The organism is Alteromonas confluentis, assembly GCF_001757105.1.
In the GTDB taxonomy this organism is placed as follows: domain Bacteria; phylum Pseudomonadota; class Gammaproteobacteria; order Enterobacterales; family Alteromonadaceae; genus Alteromonas; species Alteromonas confluentis.
Genome location: NZ_MDHN01000037.1, coordinates 159,059 through 177,890, shown reverse-complemented (window position 1 = coordinate 177,890; position 18,832 = coordinate 159,059). Strand labels below are relative to the sequence as shown.

The following is an 18,832-nucleotide window of genomic DNA, read 5'->3' as shown; positions in this document are numbered from 1 at the left end:
AAGTGAAGACACAACGTAGGGATTTCTTCACTCTATAGACTTTAGTAGTGCATGAGCCATACCGCAATTTTCTGTGTAATAAATATTTCATTAAAAATGCTTGGCGATCAGAACGTTATAGAAAAGTATGAGAAAATCGCCCTTCTACTCTCAATGTGAAAAGCACTACATGGTGTGAAAATCAGAGACACTTTTGTAAAAAAGTCCTGGTATCGGACTTATCGACTAGGCGAGAAAATCAAAGATGGCTTCAAATGTATCCTTGCGAATATCGTCTTTTTCGATAAACAACTCGTGGTAAGCCCCCGGTAACGATTTTACCGTTACGGCTTTGAGCTTCTGCGCTACCCGCATCTGCCGTCGATTATCAACCACCGTATCGCTACCTGCGCTCAGTAACAAACAAGGTTGATTCAGTTCACTCGCTCTCGACTCGATAATATCTATCACGTGCAATGCCGCGCGAAGCCAATGAATAGTAACGCCACCCAATTGCAACGCCGGTTGTTCTGCGTAGAGCATTCTGAATAAACGATATCGGATACGACTATGGGTTAAATGGTTGTTTTCGAAAGTTGGGGGCAGGTAATCTTTTTGACCAACAAAATAATCTGTGGCTAAACCTGCCTTGGTAAATTTGCGGGTAAAGTGGTTCAGCAACTGATTCGCCAGCCAGCGCGGTAATGCCGGGCGAATACCAAACATGGGCGAGCAAAACACGAGCTTATCAAAGTAATCTGGATGCTTAAGTGCGGTGAGCACACCAATTGCACAACCCATGCTGTGTCCGACAAGATATCGCGGGCCCTTAGGTTGAAGTACTTTCACCTTTTGCTCGATAAACGTTTCCATGTCAGCGACATACTGATCGAAGTGCTCTACATAGCCCTGGTGGGGATTTTCCGTCATCCGCGAAGATAGCCCCTGTCCGCGATGATCGAGAATGAATACCGCATAGCCATGGTGAAAGAAGTCGAACACCACTTCCTGGTATTTCAGATAGGCTTCAATACGTCCACTGGAGATAACCACCGTCCCCCGGGCATTCTGCGGAACGCTATAGGCGTACGCCAAACGAATGTTATCTGCAGCTTTTAATGTGCCGGTTTTAACATGGCGCTGCCAGAAGTCGGTAATGACTTGCGGTTGAACCGTTAATTGGTGCTCTGAGGAGAGTTTCCGTTCCATTGCTTCTGCCCGTCCATCGGCACGGCTATGGATACCGCGAGGCCACCGGACGTATTTCGGGTTGCGTGAATCTCGCCATGATGCATTTCCACTGCCGCTTTTGCAATGGCAAGGCCCAACCCAACACCACCGGATTCTCTGTCGCGGGCAAGGCTTGCCCGGTAAAACGGGGAAAAGATAGATTTACAATCTGCTTCATCGAGGCCCGGCCCGTCGTCGCTCACAACGACTTCCCAATGGGTATCGGTCACCGTAAAACATACCGACACGCAAGACTCGGCATAACGAATGGCATTGCGTATGACGTTTTCCACCGCACTGCAAATCATTGTATGGTTAACCACAACCTTGGCACTTGGAAACGGTGACACTTCAACTTTTTTACCATGATTACCCGCCTCGAACGTCGCATCAGCCAACGTACTTTGGAACACTTCCTCTAAAGAAAGTGAATCAAACTGCGGTACCGCTGACTCAGCACGGGTCAGAGTAAGCAATTGGGCCACCAATGCCTCCATGCGCTCTGCTTCTCGCTCAATCCGGATAAGTGTTGCAGGGTCGACATCCTGCTGGTGAGCAATCCCTAACGCCATCTGTAATCTGGCTAATGGCGAGCGCAACTCATGAGAAATATCGGCCAACAAGCGCTGCTGGCCCTGCCACATTTTTTCCAGCTGACTGGCCATGGCATTAAAATCGCGAGACAGCTCGCCTAGTTCGTCTCTGCGCAAAGCGGGTCTTTCAACACGGGCTTTCCAATTTCCAGCCGCCAACGCCTTACTGCTTTGTTGCAATTGTTTAATCGGCTTAACTAGCGAGCGGGCAAACAGATATGAAAGCACAATGGTAATTACCAGGGCGATACATAAGAAATAGATAACGGAGATTTCACCCGTTGGAGGCCCATTAGGTCGCATCATAAAAAGGGCAATCTCTTTTGCCCCTACATTGAGCTTTACCGGCCCCACGGTTTCGAAGTTTCTGCGGATTAAAGACAGAGGTGAAGGTTGCTCAGACAGACGTTCTATGTCTCTTAATTCATCAGGGTGCATAGGCGGCCCTGCATGACGAAGGATATTCCCGGAAGCGAGATCGACACCAATAATGTGATGGCGGTTTACCCGATCAGCGCGGCGCACCATTTCCTTCAAACTGAGTGCTTCATTACTGTTTTTCGCCATCGACAAAATGGCGTCACGGGCCTCGTTGAGCGAAGCGATATCCTGGCCTTTCGGCGGACTAATTTCGACGTTACCAGTAAAGAAATTCACGGCATAGAAGGTAGTCACCGCCGTGAAAATAAAGGTTATCCAGAACCACAAAAACAAACGCCCGACAACACGCCGGGCTGGGTTAATCCGGGAAAACAGGGTCATGAAGCGAGTCTTAATAAATATCCTGAGCCACGAATAGTTTTAATCTTTTCATCGCGGGTTGTTTCTGCCAGCTTTTTACGCAAATTACTCACGTGCATATCGATACTACGGTCGAACGCCTGCAGCTTTTTACCCAGCACCTTTGAACTGATCTCTTCTTTTGTAACCAATTGTCCGGCATTCACCATTAGTAAATGCAGAATCGCAAATTCGGTATTGGTTAACGTTAAGCTTGTATTATGGCAAGCCGCAACTTGTCTGCTCACACTCAAAGAAATGTGATTAATTGCCAAATCCTGCTGCTGACGCATTTGCCCTGATAACTCAAGGCGACGGAAGATGGCTTTTATTCTTGCCAGAAGCTCGCGATGATTAAACGGTTTTGGCAGGTAATCATCGGCTCCCAGCTCTAACCCTAAAATACGATCAAAATCGTCGCCCCTGGCGGTTAGCATCAATACCGGGGTAAGGTGACTTATTCGGAGCTTTTTCAATACCTCGAAGCCGTCCAGCTGCGGCATCATTACATCCAGCAGAATAAGCTCAAAGGTTTCACCCGATGTTGCCAGACGCAGACCTTCCACGCTGTCGTTCGCCACAGTCACACCATAGCCAGTAGCTTCCAGATAAGTACGAAGCATATCGGTTAACTCGTGATCGTCGTCAATAATCAGAATGGGCTGATTTGTCGCTGGGGCGACCATGGATCGTTCTCCTACGTGTTGCGAGCGTGCATAACGCTGACTACCTGCCGATGACATAGCGCGCAATACCGACATGGAAAAAACGGCCTGAGTCATTATTATAGTCTCCAAATTCCAGGTGATGAGTTTACCTGATAGAGACAACGCAAAAATCCATTCGCCAGAAGCTTTACGCAAGCTTTACATTGCAACGCAATACAACCCGCCAGTACGCCGGTTTAATCAGTACTCCGGTTTAAAAGGTAAATAATCCTCGGCAAAGAAAAGCGGCGAAGTAATGATGAGGTCAGCGGTCGCTGACGAGCACGCTACGGGAACATTCCAAACAGAGCATAAACGCAGCAGCGCTTTCACATCAGGATCATGAGGCGCAGGGTTTAACGGGTCCCAGAAGAAAATGAGCGCGTCTAACTTGCCCTCAGCAATCAGTGCCCCAATCTGTTGATCGCCTCCTAATGGCCCGCTTTTGTAACGGGTAATGGCAAGGCCTGTGTCATCGGCAATAAGCCCCCCGGTTGTTCCGGTGGCCACCAAATCACATTTGCGCATGGCGTCGATATGGGCATTTACCCAGGCAAGTAATTCGGCTTTTTTATGGTCGTGGGCAACCAACGCAACCGTTTTTCTATTCATTTTATTGTCCTATTTATACTAACGTCTACAGGCCAAACCAGTAGCACACCGGATTAATGCCAATACCTTGTTGTCAAATGAATGTCACAGAATAACGATTTACTATATCACGAAAATTAAATAGCCAGATACGACGAAATATTTATACATATTTATTGCATATTTATTCCACACGAGTAGAATTGGCAACGGTTTAGTAATCTCTGCGTAATCCGACGTGTGCTTTTTTGGGTCTGCCTGGACCTTCCCGCACACCTCCACGACAGAGAATTTAACAGGACACACTCATGAATCAACCAACCAGCAAGCCCCTATGGCTGGCTGAAAAGGTAAAACAGTTTAGCTCTCCCCTGGCTGGCTACACACAGCACAGCGAACACCGACGATCCGGTGTAGACTTGCTTTTGCGGTAGCGCACTTTTTACCTTTGTAGGCGAGTAAACAAAACAGTATCCCTTACTCGGTTACAAAGGTAGAAAGTGATTTTTTTCCCTCACAGACTTAATTAAACCATTATGTTGAAAGTAGCTATTATCGGAGCCAGTGGTTACACCGGCGCACAACTCGTTGATTTAGTTCACCGTCATCCGGCAATGGAACTGGCGGGTACCTTTGTTTCTCAAAGCAGCGCCGATGCAGATAAACCAATCTCTGCGATTCACGGCCAGTACGCGCATCTGAGTCAATACACGCTAACACCTATCTCAGACGATACCTTGATCACCCTTGCCGAATCCATGGATCTCGTGTTCCTGGCAACGCCACATGAAGCCAGCCACGACTGGATGCCAACACTGAGCAAAGGGAAAGCAAAAGTACTCGATTTATCCGGCGCATTCCGCATCAAAAACACCGAGGTATTCGAGCAGTTTTACGGCTTTGAGCACACTGCCACAGAATGTCTCGACAAAGCGGTTTATGGGTTGGCCGAGTGGTATGCCAGCGATATCGCTGCAGCAAGCATCGTTGCTGTGCCTGGCTGCTACCCCACCGCATCATTATCAGCTTTAAAACCGCTGGCAGAGAATAACCTGCTCGACAGTGCGGTACGCCCAGTCATTAATGCCGTGTCTGGTGTTAGTGGTGCTGGTCGCAAGGCTGCCCTTGCCAACAGTTTTTGCGAAGTTAGCTTGCAAGCCTACGGTGTACTGGGGCACAGACATACACCGGAAATTGAAGCCTGGCTGGGCACGGGTGTTATTTTCACTCCTCACCTGGGTAACTTTAAACGCGGCATTCTGGCCACGATTACTGTAAAACTGAAACCCGGCGTGACTGCAGAGCAACTCAACGGCGTTTATCAAAATGCCTACACTGGCAAGCCGCTTGTGCGTCTGCGTGACAGCTTCCCGAAACTGGATGACGTGGTAAATACCCCCTTCGTCGATCTTTACTGGAAGCTGGATGAAACCTCCGGTTACGCGGTCATCACCAGCGCTATTGATAACACGCTAAAAGGTGCCGCATCACAAGCCATGCAGTGTGCCAACCTGATCAGTGGCTTACCCGTTTCTGAAGGGTTGGTCGCGCAATGAGCTTATCTCCTATTGTAATTAAGGTTGGTGGTGCGCTGCTCGAAGACGAACAGGCAGCCTTGTCACTGCTCACCTCAGTGGGTGAAGTCATGAAAACCCGTCCGGTGATCATCGTGCATGGCGGTGGTCCGCTGGTCGAAACCCTGATGGCCGCGCTGAATTTGCCTAGCCAGAAAATTGATGGTTTGCGGGTAACGCCAGACGAACACATGCCCTATATCTGTGGCACATTGGCGGGCAGTGCCAATAAATCCCTTTGCGCCTTTGCCATTCGCAGTGGCCTGACACCCGTTGGCCTTTCATTGCTGGACGGCGGCATGGTAAGTTGTGAGCCGCTGGACGAGAAGTACGGCGCGGTAGGTGTACCTGCAGCTAATGATCCAACATTGCTGAAGTCACTGACCAGCCAATCACTGCTGCCAGTGGTGAGCTCTATCGGTTCAAGCGACAGCGGTCGCCTGCTGAATATTAACGCCGATCAGGCGGCGACGGTTATTGCGCAGCTGGTAGATGGTGAACTGCTTTTACTGTCTAACGTAAAAGGCGTACTCGACGGCAATAAACAGCTGATTGCCGAATTAAATCAACAACAAATCGATTCATTGGTAGATGATGGCGTTATTACCGACGGCATGAAAGTAAAAACCGATGCCGCCCTATTAGCGGCCGCGTCACTGGGCCGTCCGGTGACAATTGCCAGCTGGGATGCCAACATCAACACCATTTTAAATAAGGATACCGGTACGCGCGTTGCGCCATAGCCGTATTGAGGATATTGACCATGAAACAGGATTTATTGTCCTTTGCTAACTGGACACCCGAAGACACGAAGGCCCTGCTAGATTTAGCCGTAACGATTAAACAAAACCCGGCGAAATACAGCCAGGTACTGGCAGGCAAATCTGTCGCTGCCCTGTTTGAAAAGCCGTCTTTGCGTACCCGCGTAAGTTTTGACATTGGTATTAACAAGCTGGGCGGCCACATGGTGTATCTGGATGTTCAGGGTGGCAAGCTGGCTGGCCGTGAAGACAACGTCGATACCGCTGCGAATCTGGCGTGCTGGGCAGACGCTATTGTTGCCCGTGTGTTTTCACACAGCACCCTGGAAGATTACGCCAAAGCGGCAAAAGTACCGGTAATTAATGCGCTGTGTGATAAATATCACCCGTGTCAGGGTTTGGCAGATTATCTCACCATGTACGAAGCGTTTGGGAAAACCGAAGGCTTAACTATGGCTTACATTGGTGACGGCAATAACGTCACGCACTCTCTGTTAATCGTAGGCGCACTGCTTGGTTGTAATCAGGTTGTGGTAACCCCACCAGGCCACGAAGCAGATCCTGAAATTGTTGCGCAAGCGCAAGCCATTGCCGCCAAAACTGGCGTTAAAATTGTGCAGAGCAACGATATTGATGCGGCAATCGGTGCAGACGTGCTTTATGCTGACACCTGGCTGTCAATGGGCGACGACACGCCACTGGAAGCCATCAAAGATAAATTTATGCCCTATCAGGTAAATGAAGCCCTGATGGAAAAAACCGGCGCAAAATATGTGATGCATTGCCAGCCTGCTCACCGTGATCTGGAGATCACCGGTTCCCTCATCGACAGCGAACAATCGTTGCTGATGCAGGAAGCAGAAAACAGAATGCATGCACAAAACGCTATTTTGACCAAACTACTAAGTTCCTAAGAGGACAGGTTTTAATGAAAAAGAACGTGAACAAAGTTGTACTCGCTTACTCTGGCGGGTTAGACACCTCGGCCATCATTCCTTGGCTGAAAGAAAACTATGACTGTGAAGTAGTGGCGTTTGCTGCTGATGTGGGTCAAGGCGACGAAGAACTGGAAGGCCTGAAAGAAAAAGCCATCGCTTCTGGCGCCAGTGAATGTTACATCGTTGACCTCAAAGAAGAGTTCGTTAGCGAGTACATCTATCCAACGCTGACTACCGGTGCAATTTACGAAGGTGAATACCTGCTGGGTACGTCAATGGCTCGCCCTGTTATTGCTAAAGCGCAAGTTGAAGTTGCCCGTAAAGTGGGAGCCGATGCACTGTGCCACGGTTGTACCGGTAAAGGTAACGACCAGGTTCGCTTTGAAGGTACTTTCGCTTCTCTGGCACCTGATCTGCACGTTATCGCGCCATGGCGTGAGTGGGACATGGTTTCCCGTGAAGATCTGTTGGCTTACCTGGCAGAGCGCAATATCAAAACCACGGCTTCTGCGACCAAAATCTACAGCCGTGATGCAAACGCATGGCACATCTCCCACGAAGGTGGTGAGCTGGAAGATCCATGGCAAGAGCCTACCAAGCAAATCTGGACAATGACGGTTGATCCAGAAGATGCGCCTGACCAAGCTGAACGTGTCACGCTGTCTTTCGAAGAAGGTCGTCTGACTAAAGTGAATGACGAAGCGCTTTCGCCTTATCAAGCGCTGGTTAAACTGAATACTATCGCTGCTGCACACGGTGTGGGTCGTATCGATATCGTTGAGAACCGTCTGGTAGGTATGAAGTCTCGTGGTTGTTATGAAACGCCAGGAGGCACAGTAATGGTTGCCGCGTATAAAGCGCTGGAAACCATGGTTCTGGACAAAGCATCACTGAAATACCGTGAACAAATCGGCCTGGAATACTCACACGTAATGTATGACGGTCGCTGGTTCACGCCGCTGAACGATGCACTGCTGGCTGGTGCGGCGTCTTTCGCCAAGCGCGTAACCGGTGACATCGTCGTGAAGCTTTACAAAGGTCAGGCTACCGTAACGCAGCGTCGTTCACCTAACAGCCTGTACTCAGAAGACTTCGCCACATTCGGTGCTGATGACGTATACGACCAAAGTCATGCTGAAGGCTTTATCCGCCTGTTCAGTCTGTCTAGCCGTATCGAAGCACTGAAAAAGCAACAGCAGTAAGGAGACTATCATGGCATTGTGGGGCGGCCGTTTCGCGGCAGGCAGTAGCAACATGTTCCGGCAGGTGAATGACTCCCTGCCCTTCGACCGGGTAATGGCGGCGCAGGATATCCAGGGCTCTATTATTTGGTCTCGTGGTCTGAAGAAAGCAGGCGTTCTGTCGGAAGACGAACAGAGCCAGCTGGAAGCAGCGCTGTCAGAGCTCAAGGCGCTGGCAGAAAAAGGGGAGCTGGATTTCGACGCCAGCCCGGAAGAAGACATCCACAGCTTTGTGGAAGCTGCCCTCATCGACAAGCTTGGCGACATTGGTCGTAAGCTTCATACCGGCCGTAGCCGCAATGACCAGGTAGCAACGGATTTCCGCTTGTGGGTGCGTGAGCACGTAGATTCGCTGAAAGCTGATCTGAAAGCGTTAATCCGCGCCCTGCTGCAGACGGCTAGCCGTCATCAGCAGGCGATTATTCCTGGCTACACCCACTTACAGCGGGCGCAGCCAATTCATTTCGCACATTGGTGTCTGGCCTATGTGGAAATGTTCAAACGCGATCTTTCGCGGATGAAAGATTTAAAAGCACGCATGAACCAGTGTCCGCTGGGCTCTGGCGCACTGGCCGGTACAACCTATCCGGTAGACCGCGACATGCTGGCAAATGAGCTTGGCTTTAATTCACCTTGCCTGAACAGCTTAGATGCCGTATCAGACCGTGACTTCGTGCTGGAACTGCTGTTCTGTGCATCTACCAGTATGATGCACATTTCTCGCATGGCCGAAGACCTGATTTTCTATAACTCAGGTGAAGCCGGCTTCCTGCAACTGGGCGATTCTGTGACTTCAGGTTCCTCACTGATGCCACAGAAGAAAAACCCGGATGCCCTGGAGCTGATGCGCGGTAAATGTGGCCGTGTATTCGGTAGCCTGCAAGGTCTGTTGGTAACCATGAAAGGTTTGCCGCTGGCTTACAACAAAGACATGCAGGAAGACAAAGAAGGCGCTATCGATACGGTTAATCAGTGGCACATCTGCCTGTGTATTGCTGTTGAAGTTCTCGACTCATTATCGCTGAATGAAGAACGTTGTCGTGAAGCCGCTGCCCAGGGATACGCCAATGCCACCGAGCTTGCTGACTACCTGGTAGAAAAAGGCATTCCATTCCGCACTGGTCACGACATCGCCGGTAAAGTGGTTCTGGCTGGTATCGAAAAAGGCTGTGCCATCGAAGATTTACCGCTAGCCGACATGCAGGCCATCTGCGATAAAATCGAAGACGATGTCTATCCGGTACTGCAACTGGAGTATGGCGTGAACAAACGTAATATTCTTGGTGGCACCAGTTACGAAACAGTGACCAAAGCACTGTACACCGAACTGGAAAATCTGGATAAGCTGGGGTAACGCAAAAAATGGTGTTAGCCCATCATGACGGCATCAAGTTATTCCGTAGCTCACTGCCCTACATCAACGCACACCGGGGTAAAACCTTTGTGTTGATGTTTGGTGGTGAAGCCATTGAACAGAGTAATTTTGCCAACATTATCCATGATATAGCCCTACTGGCGAGCCTGGGTGTTCGCCTGGTGCTGGTTCACGGTGCCCGCCCTCAAATTGATGAGCGGGTAAACCTTCGCGGCATTGAAGGTCGTTTTCACGACGATATTCGCATTACCGACAAACAAACGTTGGAATGTGTGAAAGATGCAGCGGGCTCGGTGCGTAGCCATGTGGAAGCATTGCTCACCATGGGACTGCCCAACTCCCCTATGCACGGCGCGCACATCCGTGTGTGTACGGGTAACCTGGTCGTTGCCAAGCCAATGGGTGTACGCGGCGGTATCGACTACGAAAATACCGGGCTGGTACGTCGTATTGATACGACCGGTATTAACGATCACCTCAACGATGGCTCAATCGTACTACTTTCGCCAATGGGATATTCCACTACAGGCGAAGTATTCAATCTGTCTCATGAAGACGTTGCGACGCAAGCTGCCATTGCACTGAAAGCAGACAAAATTATCGTTTTCTCTAAAGATGACGGTATTCGTCATAACGATGGCAAACTGCTTCGTACTATTGAGCGCCCTCAGTTAGAAGAACTCGTCTTTAAAAATGAGATTGAAACTGAGCATACGGTACTTAGCGCGCTGACAACCAGCGTGGCTGCCGGTATACCTCGGGCACATTGCATTAGCTATGAAACCGATGGTGCATTATTACAGGAATTGTTCACCCGCGACGGTGCGGGTTCGCTGGTACTGGAACACCATTACGAACAGTTACGTGGTGCAACCATTGAAGACGTTGGCGGTATTATTAACCTCATTAAGCCCCTGGAAGAAAGTGGTGCACTGGTAAAACGCTCCAGAGAACGTTTGGAAAACGAGATCAACCAGTTCATCATTATCGTTCGTGACGGTATGATCATCGCGTGTGCCGCATTGTATCTGTACCCGGAAGAAAGCAAAGCTGAACTGGCTTGTGTGGTAACTCACCCGGACTATCGTGGTAAAAACCGCGCCGAGCGCATTCTCGACGAGGTTAAACAACGGGCACTGGATGCGGGTATCAATACCCTGTTCGTTCTGACAACACTTACGGCTCACTGGTTTTTGGAACACGGCTTCCGTGCTGCAGATCTCGGTGAACTGCCTCAGGCGAAAAAAGAGCTGTACAACTTCCAGCGCAAATCGAAAATTTTTACCCTCGAGCTGTAAACCGCTTATAAGCACAGTTTGCTTTTGCTGACTGTGCTTTCTCTCTACTTCAAGCCACCCAGCTAAATCCACCCTCCTCGCCCTTCTGCAACGAAAACAGCAAAAGATAATCATTCTCATTAATGCTAATATCTGGCCGCGTGTTAATCACTCGCAACATTTTCTTATTTTCGTCGTCAGTTATTTTCCACATTCCAGGTTAGTATCATGTTTTCCAGACTTTTGTTTTTATGCTTCATCAGCTTTTCTTCACTCGTAAGTCCCTTCTTCGCCGTGGCGAAACCAGATATGACTATCAAAACCGGTAAAACGGTGGCCGATACCGGTGCAGAAGGATATCGGTTTGTTCGCTTAACCCTGTCACGGGAAGACACCATCCAGCATCGCCAAATCGATTACCGGGTCAACCTTGCTATTCCGACGACACCTACACCAGATGAAGGTTTTCCCCTTTTGATAATGTTAGATGGCAATGCTGCCTTAATGGAAGTCAATGCAGACTTGCTGGCACAGGTGTCAAAACGCGCAGGCCCCCCGCCCGTACTGGCATTTTTGGCCCATGATAACGACTTGCGGATCGACGGTGATGCCCGGGCCTGGGACTACACGCCTGCGGTTACCGACGCGCAGCTTAGTCAACGTGAAAAGCGCCCCGGCAGATCCTACGGTGGTGCCGATCAATATTTAGCGTTTATCACTCATGATGTGGTTTCAGCAATTTCACAACACACCCAAATTAATATGCAAAAGCGCGGGCTATGGGGGCATTCTTATGGCGGCCTTTTTGTCCTCCACGCTTTGTTCACCCAGCCCGAAGGTTTTGCATTCTACGCACCCGTGGACCCATCGCTATGGTGGGGAGAGGGCTACATTCTGAAAGAAGAGAAGTCTGCTGCAAACACTTTAAATAGCACTCAGGGCAAGTCGCTGTTTGTGGTGACGGGTTCGGGTGGCGACAAGAACCGCTCACACAAAGACCGAAACGATCCTGCACTGGCAGCAATCTATAAGGCTAGAGAAGCCGTTCCGGGCGATGAAATATCCAGGCTGGTTGAACGTGTTAACGCGAACAACGTAAATGCGAAGCATATTACGCTACCCGGACTTTCTCACGGTGCGACATTGGGAGCGTCTCTGCCTGAGGTCTTCGCGGCGTTTTCTGAATTCACCCGCAGTAACAATTAATCAAGTTCCTGCTTCGTGGATATCTTCAGTCAATTTCTGGTGCTTCCAGAGTTTGCGGATAGTGTTCAGGTTCACTGCAATCAAGGTCATCTCAAGCAAGGTGGTGCCAATTGAACCAACCAGAATATTGTTGGTTAACCAGCAAAACGCACCAATGAGAAAACCAATTCGCATAGCAATGCCACGCAAACAGAATACCGCGTAGGTACCCACGCAGCTACCAAGAATGGGGAACATATCTTTCCAGGATTCGGCCAGCCAAAACCCCCATGCGAGTGTGATGGCAATAAACACCATCGCTACAACAGGAGAACCGGTTTTTAACGACAAGCCGGTTCGTACCACAGACAGCAACGCACTAACCGTCGCAGTCATGGCCCCCAGCAAATAAAAATGAAAAGCATGGTTGATGTTCATGATCACCATCAGAATTTTGAGACGGCGATCGTCTTTCTGATAGAAACACAACATGCCCAGCACAAAGCTGAGTAAACCCACGGCCTGGGCAAAGTTAAATTCGGGAAATGTCATCAAAAGGGGATTAGCGAAGCGATGTCATCAAAGTATCAGGGAAGATGACAAGGTGCAAACACAGTGTCTGAGGAGTGCAATTACACTAAGAGACATCACTGCGCTAAAAGGGAAGAAAAGAGCGGACACTCCTTTGCCCGCAAACAGGCTCAATTGTCAAAGTTGACGGTAACTACTTCGTTCGCAGCAACACTGACTTCTTTAACAGTTAAAAACGTAAAATCGTAACCATCGTCGGCTTCCGGATTATCAAAATTCGCCAGACATGTAAGTGCCAGGGTGTAATCACCCGCTTCAAGGTAACCTACGCCATAGGTCATCTCGTCCGATGTTTCATCGGCGTTTACGGTAGCCGTGGCAATGGGGCGAAATTCAGTGTCAGTCGCACTCGGGTCGGCATCATCGCCTAAAGAATCAGGGTCAAGACCAATGCCTTCAAACACATAAACCGCATTACCTTGGGTGTAGTCTGTCTTGATTGCACAATCAGGATGAGTGACTACGCCTATATCAACTTTACCTTCAACACTGCCGGCCTCACTGTTATCCACCAAACGAATACCACGAGGCTTAAGAAACACTTCTTCCTGGCCTACCGGATTCACCAAGCTCTTACGCAAATCGAATTCAACGGTAAACGTTTGTTGCTCGTTAACCTCTGCCGTGAATCCATCCAGCTTCACTTCACCACTTGGAACAGAAAGCGGATACGTGCCATCCTGCATCACCACGTAACTTTGTTCCAAAATCGGGATCCGCACCTGCGTGTACACCCCAGAAGGAATGTCGATGCCATCGATAATCGACTTGTACGCCGTGCCTTGCAGTTGTAACAGGTCAACCTCTAAGGGCAATCCGTCTTCTTCGGTGACATCAATCACCACAGGCTCGCCATCGCCAATCAGCTCTACGGTATCGAAATACACAATGACTTCACGGGCAAAATCTACCGGCGCGTCGGATACGTTGAGCGTGAAGTTTGTAACGAACTCTTCAGTATCATTCGCCGTGGTATCGCTGCTTCCACCACCGCCCCCGCACGCTGCAATTAACAGGGAAGATGAAAGTAGCACTGCTGGTACGCGGCAATGTCGTAAACCCTTAGTGATTCGGCTGTGAATTGTCGTGGCCTTGATAGGCAGGGTTGCTTTCATCATCATCTCCGTTGAGGTGGTCCGTGGGCGACGCTTAAAAGTAAACAGACTAAGCGGCTATTATTCTTTGTGCTTTCATCAACACATACTACAAATGCTTATATCAAGGGTTGTGCCAGTTGATCATTTTTTAGGTAAAACAATAAGTTAAATAAATTCCGAGATTAGTTGGCTAGATATTGCTTTCATTCTTGTTGCGAACTGCCGACAGTTTTTATGTGAAAACTGAATCAACAGACGAATAACAATGCGCGACGGTGATTTCTTCAACGAATCCGGCTGAAATTTAAAAAGACTGGTGGTTTTACAGGCAGGATAAATCTTTAAATCAAAGACTTACGAGAATTGTGTTTCAGTGACTTTGTCACTAATTAACGACATGGCAATATTCTGGACAAAAAAAAGCCGTGCAGTGCACGGCTTCCAATTCGGTAAGACAATTAGATACTGGTACGTTTGTACGGACGATATTCCGCTTCCCAGAAGTTGTCTTCGATCTTTTTGATTAGCACTTCATCAGAAATTTCTAATGCCAGATCCTGTTCCATCGCGACCTTGGCCACCGCAAAGGCAATCTCTTTACTGAGTCCCGAAATAGCAGTGAGTGGTGGAAGTAATGCACCTTCACCGATGTTGGCAATGGGCGATGCTGCCGCTAGCGCATTACTGGCTGCCATGAGCATTTCATCGCTGATGAGCTTGGCTTTGCTTGCCAGCACACCCAGACCAATACCCGGGAAGATATAACTATTATTGCACTGTGCAATCGGGAAAGTTTTACCTTTATATTCCACCGGCTTGAATGGGCTACCAGTAGCAATAACCACTTCACCGTCGGTCCATTCAATCACTTGTTCTGGACGCGCTTCAACCTGTCTTGACGGGTTACTCAGCGGAAAGATGATTGGCAGTTCGCAGTGGCTCTTCATCGCGCGGATAACCTGCTCGGTGAACAGACCCGGCTGACCTGATACACCAATCAGTACATCAGGTTGTGCACAATGCATCACATCGAGCAGAGATGGATACTGACCAGAGTACGTCCAGTCGGCGATATCCGCCTGCGATTGCTGGAGTTTCTGCTGGAAGTCACGTAAACCTTCCATACCTTCGGTAACCAAACCGAAGCGGTCAATCATGAATACCTGACGACGAGCCTGCTCGTCTGACAGACCTTCCGACACCATCTGCTGAATGAGCATTTCAGCGATACCACAACCCGCTGAACCTGCGCCCACAAACACCACTTTCATTTCTGAAAGTTTGCGCTGCGTGGTACGACATGCTGCCAAAATGGTACCCAGTGTTACTGCGGCAGTACCCTGAATATCATCGTTAAAGCAGCAGATTTCGTTACGGTAGCGCTGCAGCAACGGCATTGCATTGGGCTGTGCGAAGTCTTCAAACTGAATCATTACTTCTGGCCAGCGACGCTTAACCGCTTTAATAAACATGTCGACAAACTCGTCATATTCTTCCTGGCCAATACGCGGATGACGCGCGCCCATATACATTGGATCGTTCAGCAGTTTTTCGTTGTTGGTGCCAACATCCAGCATCACGGGCAGTGTATACGCCGGGCTAATACCACCACATGCGGTATACAACGACAGCTTACCGATAGGAATGCCCATACCACCAATACCCTGGTCGCCCAGGCCGAGGATACGTTCACCATCGGTTACCACGATAACTTTCACCTTACGCTTAGTTGCATTGCGCACGATATCATCGAGTTGGTGGCGCTCTTCCCAGGATACAAACAAGCCTCGGGAGCTGCGGTAAATATCAGAGAACTGTTCGCAAGCATCACCCACTGTAGGGGTGTAGATGATGGGCATCATTTCTTCAATATGCGACTGGATCAGGCGATAGAACAAGGTTTCATTGTTGTCCTGGATAGCGCGCAGATAGATGTGCTTATTCAGTGCATCGCTAAAAGAGCTGTATTGCATAAAGGCTCTTTCAACTTGCTCATCTATAGACTCGTATCGTGGCGGTAATAATCCGGTCAGGTTAAACGAAGCCCGCTCACGGGCTGTAAACGCGCTGCCTTTATTCAGCAGCGGCGTTTCCAGCAATGAAGGGCCAGAGTGAGGGATATATAAATATCGGTTGGAATCGTCTGACATTGCTTATCCGATTTATAGTTTTTTGGATTGTTGCCCGCCCCTATCTTCTCGCCTAAAAGATATCTTCCGGGGTGGGCGCGGTATTCTCTTCATCCTGAGCAGGATCGACAATTTCATCGTCAAGCACATACACCTTCGGTTCTGTGCCCTGCGCAAAATATTCGAATAGTGTCGTATGGTCTGTCCTTCTGGTCAACTTCCCAGTGGTACGATCTATACGAACGCGGACCACTCCATCAGGAATGGCCATGGGTTCTTCAGGTACGCCATCAAGCATATGCTGCATGAATCGTATCCATGTTGGCTGCGCAGCCTTAGCACCATCTTCGCCACCAATCATTGCGTTACCCAGCCAGTTAAACTTCTCTGGATTGCGATTTATCAAATTCTGGTTACGGGTGGCTCGACCAAGGTTGCGGTTCATGTCGTCAAAACCCACCCAGGCGGTGGCAATAATGTCGCGGTGAAAACCACTAAACCAGGTATCTCTGGCGTCGTTAGTGGTACCAGTTTTCCCGGCTAAATCGTCACGCTGCAGAATGTTTCTTGCTCGCCAACCTGTACCCATCCAGTACGTTTTCTTGTTCCAACTGCCGTTAGCACGCACACCGGTACGCATCATGTCGGCTACCAGAAATGCGTTTTGCGAACTAATAACCTGAGGCGCAGACGGTTTCACTTTACTGCCTGCTTCACTAAGCTGCACCGCGCCCCCTAAACCTGCATCAGCGTTAAGCTGGGCTTCCAGCATGGCTTCCAGGTTTTGCTCCTCGCCATCACGACTTTGTTCACCCTCCTCGGTGCAAGGATTACAGGCCCACTTAGGCGTTGCCTGCCAAAGGCTTTCGCCCTGTTCATTCAGCACACGGTCGATGAAATGAGGGGTAACCAGATAGCCGCCGTTCGCAAGTACCGACATTCCCCGCACCACTTCCAATGGGGTATGGGAACCGGAACCCAGCGACACGGTTTCATCGTTTGGCACTTCATCCAGTTGGAAACCAAACTTGGCAATATGTTCACGGGCTTTTTGCAGACCAACACCACGCATCAAACGCACAGATACCACGTTCTTTGATTTACCCAGCGCCACACGCATACGAATTGGCCCATCGTATTCCGCAGGAGAGTTCTGAGGACGCCAGGCAACACCGGTGGAAGCATCCCACTGATTGATCGGTGCGTCGTTGATAACCGAAGCCAGTGTGTAACCGCTCTCGATGGCAGCGGAATAAATAAACGGCTTGATGTTAGAGCCAACCTGACGTTTGGCCTGGGTAGCACGGTTGAACTGGCTTTGATAAAAACTATATCCACCCACTACTGCCTGCACGGCACCGTTGTGAGGATTAAGCGCAACCAGCGCGCCACTTACTGTAGGAATTTGAGCAATGCGCCATTTGTCTTCCTGCAAGCGGATATAAATCACCGCACCCGGCGTAACGATATCCGACGCAGTTTTCGGATCATCACCCTGACGTGAATCGGTGATGTAAGGGCGAGCCCAGTCCAGACCTTCCCATTCGATTACCCGCTCAACGCCATTTAAGTCGGTAACGGTTATCGAAGGCTCCAGTTCTGATTCCGGCGTAGGTGGGTCGAATACCTGGGTGACAACCGCTGGAACCAGCGGATGAAAATGAGGAATGGCATCCAGTGCCTGCTTAATTTCATCCGGCGTCCACAGCTTGTTTTCGTCAGTGGGCGCATTCTCGCTCACTTCCACAGGTTCGTCGTCTTCATCGGCTTCCGGTTTACCCCAAAGCCAGGTTATCGGGCCGCGATAACCATGACGTTCGTCATAATCGTGAAGATTGCGTATTACTGCTTCTTGCGCGGCTAATTGCGTATCGGCAGGCGCAGTGGCATAAACTTGATACCCCCCAGTTTCTGCCTCTTCCTTACCGTAAATTTCAACCATTTCGTTGTAGATAAGGTCTGCCAGATAAGGGGCATCCAAATCGATTTCTGCACCATGTTTACGGGCGGTCACAGGCTGGCTGGCGGCCTCATTGAATTCCGCCTGAGTAATAAATTCTTCATCCAGCATACGCAGCAGAACAATACGACGGCGCTCCACAGAACGTTCGGGGCGACTCACCGGGTTGAGTACCGACGGTGCCTGCGGTAAACCGGCAATGGTAGCGATTTGCGCTAAACTTAGTTCTTTTAAGTTTTTGCCATAATACACCTGAGCGGCGGCGCCGAAACCAAATGCACGGTGGCCCAATTCAACCCGATTCAGGTAAAGCTCGAGGATTTCATCTTTAGTGAGCACTTGCTCCATGTGGATGGCAATGAAGATTTCTTTAATTTTACGAATAAAGGTTTTGTCGCGGGTAAGGAAGAAGCCCCTAGCGAGCTGCATAGTGAGGGTACTGGCACCCTGCTGTTTCTCTCCGGTAAGCACCAAATTTACAGCAGCACGGGCGACACCAATGGGGTCAATGCCGTAATGCTCGTAAAAACGGCTGTCTTCGGTAGCAATGACCGCCTGAATGAGTTTTTCAGGTACATCCTCAAGTTTTACCGGGATCCGCCGTTTAACTCCATATTGAGAAATTAATTTACCGTCATAGGTATAAATTCTCATAGGTGTCTGCAGACGAACGTCCTTGAGGACAGTAACACTCGGCAGGTCGGGTTTGATATAAAAATAAATGCCTGCAAGTGCCGCCACGCCTAGCGTGCCGCCTATCAGGGCTAAAATAAATAGGGTTTTGATATACTTCACGAAGTTTACATTACCAAGAGTGTTACGCC

16 protein-coding genes are annotated in these 18,832 nt (G+C 49.4%); 8 read left to right on the top strand and 8 right to left on the bottom strand.

Going from position 1 to position 18,832, the window contains the following annotated elements:
• Nucleotides 1–225 precede the first annotated feature (225 nt).
• The 4 genes from BFC18_RS15900 to BFC18_RS15885 form a co-directional block, all read right to left on the bottom strand.
• The gene (locus BFC18_RS15900; protein ID WP_070126537.1) at nt 226–1,188 is read right to left on the bottom strand and encodes an alpha/beta fold hydrolase; all 963 of its coding nucleotides are present in this window, start codon (nt 1,186–1,188) and stop codon (nt 226–228) included.
• Nucleotides 1,155–2,564, bottom strand: coding sequence for an ATP-binding protein (locus BFC18_RS15895; protein ID WP_070126536.1), 1,410 nt, complete (start codon nt 2,562–2,564; stop codon nt 1,155–1,157). The genes BFC18_RS15900 and BFC18_RS15895 overlap by 34 nt, the downstream gene beginning before the upstream one ends.
• Complete coding sequence (locus BFC18_RS15890; RefSeq protein WP_070126607.1) at nt 2,561–3,268, bottom strand: response regulator; 708 nt, start codon at nt 3,266–3,268, stop codon at nt 2,561–2,563. Before BFC18_RS15890 ends, BFC18_RS15895 begins: the two co-directional genes overlap by 4 nt.
• Nucleotides 3,269–3,490: 222 nt before the next feature.
• Nucleotides 3,491–3,901 (bottom strand): methylglyoxal synthase, encoded by a 411-nt coding sequence (locus BFC18_RS15885; RefSeq protein ID WP_070126535.1) that lies wholly within the window; start codon nt 3,899–3,901, stop codon nt 3,491–3,493.
• A gap of 287 nt (nt 3,902–4,188) precedes the next feature.
• Between BFC18_RS15885 and BFC18_RS22060 the strand changes: the two genes are divergently transcribed.
• From BFC18_RS22060 to BFC18_RS15850, 8 genes are all read left to right on the top strand, one after another.
• The gene (locus BFC18_RS22060; RefSeq protein WP_281182434.1) at nt 4,189–4,314 is read left to right on the top strand and encodes a hypothetical protein; all 126 of its coding nucleotides are present in this window, start codon (nt 4,189–4,191) and stop codon (nt 4,312–4,314) included.
• Nucleotides 4,315–4,416: 102 nt separating this feature from the next.
• Entirely contained in the window at nt 4,417–5,436 is a 1,020-nt protein-coding gene (argC, locus tag BFC18_RS15880) for an N-acetyl-gamma-glutamyl-phosphate reductase (protein WP_070126534.1), read from the top strand.
• Nucleotides 5,433–6,197 (top strand): acetylglutamate kinase, encoded by a 765-nt coding sequence (gene argB / locus BFC18_RS15875; protein WP_070126533.1) that lies wholly within the window; start codon nt 5,433–5,435, stop codon nt 6,195–6,197. Before argC ends, argB begins: the two co-directional genes overlap by 4 nt.
• A 20-nt stretch (nt 6,198–6,217) precedes the next feature.
• Nucleotides 6,218–7,129: an ornithine carbamoyltransferase gene (locus BFC18_RS15870; RefSeq protein ID WP_070126532.1), complete on the top strand. Its 912-nt coding sequence runs from the start codon at nt 6,218–6,220 to the stop codon at nt 7,127–7,129.
• Nucleotides 7,130–7,143: 14 nt separating this feature from the next.
• Entirely contained in the window at nt 7,144–8,355 is a 1,212-nt protein-coding gene (locus BFC18_RS15865; RefSeq protein WP_070126531.1) for an argininosuccinate synthase, read from the top strand.
• A gap of 10 nt (nt 8,356–8,365) precedes the next feature.
• A complete protein-coding gene (gene argH, locus BFC18_RS15860; protein ID WP_070126530.1) occupies nt 8,366–9,748 on the top strand; it encodes an argininosuccinate lyase in 1,383 nt (460 codons plus the stop codon).
• A gap of 8 nt (nt 9,749–9,756) precedes the next feature.
• Entirely contained in the window at nt 9,757–11,067 is a 1,311-nt protein-coding gene (argA, locus tag BFC18_RS15855) for an amino-acid N-acetyltransferase (RefSeq protein WP_070126529.1), read from the top strand.
• Nucleotides 11,068–11,355: 288 nt separating this feature from the next.
• Nucleotides 11,356–12,252, top strand: coding sequence for an alpha/beta hydrolase (locus BFC18_RS15850; protein WP_170826615.1), 897 nt, complete (start codon nt 11,356–11,358; stop codon nt 12,250–12,252).
• Here the strand turns inward: BFC18_RS15850 and BFC18_RS15845 are convergent, their stop codons facing one another.
• The 4 genes from BFC18_RS15845 to BFC18_RS15830 form a co-directional block, all read right to left on the bottom strand.
• Nucleotides 12,253–12,783 carry a YgjV family protein gene (locus BFC18_RS15845; RefSeq protein WP_070126527.1) on the bottom strand — a complete coding sequence of 177 codons (531 nt, stop codon included), beginning with the start codon at nt 12,781–12,783 and terminating at the stop codon, nt 12,253–12,255.
• 149 nt (nt 12,784–12,932) lie between these two features.
• On the bottom strand, nt 12,933–13,937 hold the full coding sequence (locus BFC18_RS15840; RefSeq protein ID WP_070126526.1) for a DUF4382 domain-containing protein: 1,005 nt from the start codon (nt 13,935–13,937) through the stop codon (nt 12,933–12,935).
• Between the two features lie 440 nt (nt 13,938–14,377).
• The gene (locus BFC18_RS15835; protein ID WP_070126525.1) at nt 14,378–16,069 is read right to left on the bottom strand and encodes an NAD-dependent malic enzyme; all 1,692 of its coding nucleotides are present in this window, start codon (nt 16,067–16,069) and stop codon (nt 14,378–14,380) included.
• A gap of 52 nt (nt 16,070–16,121) precedes the next feature.
• Nucleotides 16,122–18,803: a penicillin-binding protein 1A gene (locus BFC18_RS15830; protein WP_070126524.1), complete on the bottom strand. Its 2,682-nt coding sequence runs from the start codon at nt 18,801–18,803 to the stop codon at nt 16,122–16,124.
• Nucleotides 18,804–18,832: the final 29 nt, after the last annotated feature.

What these genes read in the sequence shown, in the direction of transcription:
- BFC18_RS15870 (WP_070126532.1), top strand. Translation starts at nt 6,218, where the DNA reads ATGAAACAGGATTTATTGTCCTTTGCTAACTGGACACCCGAAGACACG.
- BFC18_RS15835 (WP_070126525.1), bottom strand. Translation starts at nt 16,069, where the DNA reads ATGTCAGACGATTCCAACCGATATTTATATATCCCTCACTCTGGCCCT.
- argH (WP_070126530.1), top strand. Translation starts at nt 8,366, where the DNA reads ATGGCATTGTGGGGCGGCCGTTTCGCGGCAGGCAGTAGCAACATGTTC.
- BFC18_RS15845 (WP_070126527.1), bottom strand. Translation starts at nt 12,783, where the DNA reads ATGACATTTCCCGAATTTAACTTTGCCCAGGCCGTGGGTTTACTCAGC.
- BFC18_RS15885 (WP_070126535.1), bottom strand. Translation starts at nt 3,901, where the DNA reads ATGAATAGAAAAACGGTTGCGTTGGTTGCCCACGACCATAAAAAAGCC.
- BFC18_RS15865 (WP_070126531.1), top strand. Translation starts at nt 7,144, where the DNA reads ATGAAAAAGAACGTGAACAAAGTTGTACTCGCTTACTCTGGCGGGTTA.
- BFC18_RS15840 (WP_070126526.1), bottom strand. Translation starts at nt 13,937, where the DNA reads ATGAAAGCAACCCTGCCTATCAAGGCCACGACAATTCACAGCCGAATC.
- BFC18_RS22060 (WP_281182434.1), top strand. Translation starts at nt 4,189, where the DNA reads ATGAATCAACCAACCAGCAAGCCCCTATGGCTGGCTGAAAAGGTAAAA.
- argA (WP_070126529.1), top strand. Translation starts at nt 9,757, where the DNA reads ATGGTGTTAGCCCATCATGACGGCATCAAGTTATTCCGTAGCTCACTG.
- BFC18_RS15900 (WP_070126537.1), bottom strand. Translation starts at nt 1,188, where the DNA reads ATGGAACGGAAACTCTCCTCAGAGCACCAATTAACGGTTCAACCGCAA.
- argC (WP_070126534.1), top strand. Translation starts at nt 4,417, where the DNA reads ATGTTGAAAGTAGCTATTATCGGAGCCAGTGGTTACACCGGCGCACAA.
- BFC18_RS15895 (WP_070126536.1), bottom strand. Translation starts at nt 2,564, where the DNA reads ATGACCCTGTTTTCCCGGATTAACCCAGCCCGGCGTGTTGTCGGGCGT.
- BFC18_RS15890 (WP_070126607.1), bottom strand. Translation starts at nt 3,268, where the DNA reads ATGGTCGCCCCAGCGACAAATCAGCCCATTCTGATTATTGACGACGAT.
- argB (WP_070126533.1), top strand. Translation starts at nt 5,433, where the DNA reads ATGAGCTTATCTCCTATTGTAATTAAGGTTGGTGGTGCGCTGCTCGAA.
- BFC18_RS15850 (WP_170826615.1), top strand. Translation starts at nt 11,356, where the DNA reads ATGACTATCAAAACCGGTAAAACGGTGGCCGATACCGGTGCAGAAGGA.